The sequence below is a fragment of the Mycobacterium sp. TH-M25 genome (assembly GCF_057473665.1).
In genome coordinates this window covers 1-4,519 of record NZ_JBYCLA010000622.1, presented here as the reverse complement: position 1 = coordinate 4,519, position 4,519 = coordinate 1, and the positions used below count along the sequence as shown (strand labels likewise).

Below are 4,519 nucleotides of genomic sequence, written 5' to 3'. Positions count from 1 at the left end.
CGACGCTGGAAGCCACCAACGAGCAAGCCCTCCATCATGATTCGGCCGCAGATAAGGCAGAAGAGAACGGCGAGGTGCCCGACACCACCGCACCCGCGGCGCCGCGGCCGCGGCGCTCCGGGCGACAGGCACAGACTCCCCTCGGGGGAGCGCCGGCGGCAGTGCTCCACACCGATGGGCTGTGGCTCGGCGATGGATCCTGCGTCGCCACCGAACCGATCAGACACGTCGGGCAAATAGCGCAGTTGGCCTACGACCACGATCTCGGGTACCGGCTATCGGAGAAGTTCTCCGAACCAGGGCAGATCTGGCTGAGCGTCGAAACGTGCGAAGCAGTCGGCATCGACGTCGAGGCAATCGACTTCCGCGACAGCGCCAAATCGCTTCGCGCACTGACGAAGGGCACGCCGTTCATCGAACTCGCCATCGAGGACGGCTGGCGCTTCGGAGGCGTCGCAGAAGGCGAACAGTCCGGCCTGGGGACCTGGACACGCGTGTACCGGGACGGGGACGACAAGCGCGGCGTCTGGGTGGTCCTGACCGCGGGTCTCGGCGATACCGACGCCATGCCGATCTTCGCCGAAGACCCCACTCCGGCTCAGGTCGCCCGACGGCTCCAGCTTCTCGCCGATGCCCTGAAGTTCCCCTGGAAGATCAACGGGGGTGTGACGGCGGTCGACCTGATGCTGCAAGCACGTCCGAAAACGTGGTCCCCGGCCGACTGGAAGAACGTCGTGCTGGCGCCGTCGACGACCGAAGTGCCGTTCTCGATGGGCGACGTCGAATCGGACTTCAACTGGTCGCGGGAACCCACGAACCAGGAACGTGAACTGACCTACCTGCACGCCTACGACCGCGGCGGATCCTATGTCGCCGGCATCGCCGGAACCGAACTGCCGATCGGGGACCCCGTGCACCACCCGAGCGGCGTCGAGTTCGACCCCAAGGTGCCCGGCTACTACCTCACCGTCATCCCCGACCCGGAAGGCTGGCAGCAGCCCTACGTGCTCAACCCCCGCGGCCTGAAATTCAACGAACCGAAATGGGTGTGCACGCCGCGCATCGAGCGCGCCCTGGCGATGGGATACGAGCCCGAGATCCTGGAGGCGTGGACCTGGCCGCAGCACGGTCGCGTGCTGCTCGGTTGGTACGAGCGGTTCCGGGACGCCAGCACCAACCTCGACACCGAGGACCCCGACTTCCAGGCCGCCCGCAACCAGACGAAGATCGTCCGCGTCCACGGCATCGGCATCATCGGATCGGCCGAGTACCTCAAGGGCAGAACAGGATTCAGCCCCGAACGCAGACTGCACGTCATGGCCAAAGCCAACGCGAACATCAGCTACCGCATCAACGACATCGGACAGCGCAGCGGACGGTGGCCGCTCGCCGTGCTCAAAGACACCGTGTTCTACGCCTCCGACGACGCCGATCCCAACACGGCCTGGCCGGGCGCACCGAAGACCTTCGGCCGCGGGTTCGGCCAGTACAAACCGGAACGCTCCGGCCTGCTGGTCGACCAGCTGCGCTTCCTCACCGGCCGCGGCTATCAGGGCAAGGCCCAACTCACCCCGATTGACCACTGGCGTCGGGAGCACAATCTCTCGACTCACGGAAACGAGTGATGCGCAATGGCATTCGGGCGTCGCAGACAAAGCGGCAATAGGATCGGCATCCGCGACCTGGCGGACTATCGGATGCCCAGAGGCGACCGGCCGGTCGATGAGGAGGCCTTCGACGGGCGAAGCGTCGACGTCCAAGCGGCTTCGCGCGGACTGGGTGTGTCCACCAGGACGGTCCGCAACGTCATCGCCAATGCCCGTACGGCCCTGTCCGACAAGGTATTGGGCAGGATCAGCGGTCGCGCAGAAGCCGATACGACAACGGCGGCGTCGGCGCGAGGAATGCTGCAGGCGGCTTTCGGTCGAGGCCCCCGCGGCGGACCGGTGAACGCGAAGGCGGCCGCTCAGGCGCTCGGGGTCTCCCAGGGCACCGTGCGGCGGTGGGCGTCCGGTACGCAGAAGCCGTCGGCGGATCGCCTGAAATCCCTGCGGTCGGCCGCACGACGATCGACGACCACCAAACGCGGCAGGAAGGCCGCCGTCGACGAGTTCCGCAACAGCTCGGCGGGCAAGGACGCGCTCCAGCGAGGAACGACGTTCTGGGTCTTCGGCTACCAGGGTGTCCCGGCCCCCCTCGGAGACGACTACTCACGGGACAACCGCATGATGCAGCGAAACCTGACACCGGTGGAAGTCGAAGACATGCTGCGCAGATTCGAGGACGAAGGGATCGACGGCTTCCGGGACTGGCTGCACGCCCAGGGCACGGCCTACAGGATGGGCGAGGGCGAGTGGGAGTTCACCGACATCTACGACCTCGGGTTCGGGGACCGTCTGCAATGACGCCGGCAGCCCGAGCCGCGCCGGCCCGCGGGCCTCGGTGGACGCAGAAGCCGTTCGTGGACACGCTGATTGACTGCTACGGGCCCTCGGCTCGCGGCCCGATCGACGTCACCGCCGTCGCAAGTCATCTCGGCGTCACCCCGACGACCGTGCGGCGATGGTTGCACCACGACGGCGGTCCGCCCAGCCGGGTCAAAGCAAGGATTCCTCGGCACCGCATCGCTCGACTGCAGCGGGCCGCGGAAGCCATCGAGCGAGACAATGAAGGCAAGTACCAGTACGCCTTGGTGGCCCTCGACGACATCGAGGCCGGGCGCGTCCTCACACCGTGGCAAGAGCAAGGCTGGCTCGATCAGCACACCGTCGCGATCGTCGAGATCCACGGAAAGCCCTGGCATCAAGTCGTCGTCACCAAAGGCAACCACCGAGCGATGGCCGCGCTACGACTGCGCGCCCGCGTGCTCAGCACCGTCGCCGTGCCCAACCGCTTCCGGGCGGTCATCCTCGCTCACCAGGTCATGTGGCGGCTCCAGAACTGGCGAGTGCACCCTGCGAGAAGCCAACTCGCCATCGGGCGCACCCAGGTCTGGATGGCCGACGCCCCGCACGTCGACCTCGCCGCCGAAGCGCGCCGGCTCGACGAGTGGCTGCAGCAGCGGCGCGCAAGCCGGTGAGGTGAATCCAGTGGCCCAGTCGGCGAATTGAGATATATCAATCGCCTGCCTCATCGCTACGCACAGGCGCGCCACCGCTACTCGGTCTGCCCGGCGGGTTGCGTTTTCGCCGCCACCGGCCGTCGGCGCCGGTTATGCTTCGGCGATGGCGCTGATCAAGCGACTAAGTGAGCGGCGCAAGATCCGACGCACCGCCGAACAGTCGCTCGCGCAGAACCCGATGTTCGCGTCCCCACCGCCACCGGTGGCGCCGCAGTACCCACGACCACCCCGCCCCAACGCTGACGCACCAGAAACGCCGGCACCGTCGGCCATCGTCGCCGAACCGTCGTCCGAGCGCTCACCGCAGCCGGCGGCGACTGTAGACGAGCGCGCCGCCACACGCAGAAGCGCTGCCGCGGCAGATCCGACGCCGCCGAACCCGGCAACGCCCGACAGGGGCGATGAGGTCACGCGAACCCCGAGTGCGACCACCGCGGCGGCGGCGCCGGCGGAATCCCCGCAGCAGCAGTGGCAGCTGCCGCAGTGGCAGTACACCACCAAACGCACGCGAACCAACCAGCGTCAACAGCGCAGCCCAGGCCGGTGATGTGCGCGGGTGTGCAACTGGCGAAAACACCCAGTTGAACACCCGGCAGGGATCTGGATCAACGCGCCGGAGAGTAAGCCGCGGTGCGCCTCCCAGGGTGCAGGTAGGGCGGCCGCACGGTGGCCGCCCCGACCGCTCCGGTGGTGACGCCGGCGAGGTCGTCGAGGCAACGCAGCGGAGCGGTGCGGCCGAGGACGCCGGGTTCGTGTTCGTGGCCGGCCGCCCAGTCGGCGACCTCGGGAGTCTCCCGGACGTCCCAGCGGGTCACCCGGCCCTCACCGACGCCGCGGTGCTTGCCGATGGACGGTAGGTCGGTGAGGAGATCGCTGATGCCGTCGGGATCGCCGACGGCGCGCCAGGTGAGCGCGGTGACGGGGTGCGCGATGACGGGGACGACGCGTCGCTGGTAGCGACCGATGCTGTCGGAGACGACCTGGCTGCCGATGGACGGGCTGAGGTGCTGAAGCCGCGTACGATCCGTTCGCGATGTGCGCCAACGGATGTCGGTGTCCTCACCGCCGCGGTGGGGATGCAGATCGGCGAAGGTGGCCATCCAGTGCCAGTCGGGATCACGGTCGGGATCGCCGCAGCGGGCCAACGGCAACTCGAGGATCTCCGGTTCTTGATCGTGATGGTAGGCGAAGAATTCGCCGGCGGCTCGGGCTTCCCACTTGCGGCGGTGCCAGAGCACGGACGCCAGCAGGCCGTCGAGGGCAACGCCCCACGGCCGGGATAACACAACTCCGTGAGGCGTGCTGGCGGTGATCTGAAGGGCGATCATGGGTGCTTCAGCTCAGTTGTGTGAGCGCGGCGATCGCGTCCGCGCGGTGGGCGCTCAACTCAGCGGCCCA

General features: G+C 67.9%; 4 protein-coding genes and 1 pseudogene. 4 read left to right on the top strand and 1 reads right to left on the bottom strand.

Annotated features, from left to right (window positions below):
• The 4 genes and pseudogenes from AC2VOU_RS20635 to AC2VOU_RS20620 form a co-directional block, all read left to right on the top strand.
• Positions 1 to 1,625 (top strand): annotated as a pseudogene (locus AC2VOU_RS20635) (hypothetical protein); the annotation flags it as partial.
• A gap of 72 nt (positions 1,626 to 1,697) precedes the next feature.
• Positions 1,698 to 2,405 carry a helix-turn-helix domain-containing protein gene (locus AC2VOU_RS20630; RefSeq protein ID WP_486959043.1) on the top strand — a complete coding sequence of 236 codons (708 nt, stop codon included), beginning with the start codon at positions 1,698 to 1,700 and terminating at the stop codon, positions 2,403 to 2,405.
• A gap of 56 nt (positions 2,406 to 2,461) precedes the next feature.
• On the top strand, positions 2,462 to 3,079 hold the full coding sequence (locus tag AC2VOU_RS20625) for a hypothetical protein (protein ID WP_486959042.1): 618 nt from the start codon (positions 2,462 to 2,464) through the stop codon (positions 3,077 to 3,079).
• Between the two features lie 145 nt (positions 3,080 to 3,224).
• Positions 3,225 to 3,668, top strand: coding sequence for a hypothetical protein (locus AC2VOU_RS20620; protein ID WP_486959041.1), 444 nt, complete (start codon positions 3,225 to 3,227; stop codon positions 3,666 to 3,668).
• A gap of 58 nt (positions 3,669 to 3,726) precedes the next feature.
• Here the strand turns inward: AC2VOU_RS20620 and AC2VOU_RS20615 are convergent, their stop codons facing one another.
• Positions 3,727 to 4,449: a hypothetical protein gene (locus AC2VOU_RS20615; RefSeq protein WP_486959040.1), complete on the bottom strand. Its 723-nt coding sequence runs from the start codon at positions 4,447 to 4,449 to the stop codon at positions 3,727 to 3,729.
• Positions 4,450 to 4,519: the final 70 nt, after the last annotated feature.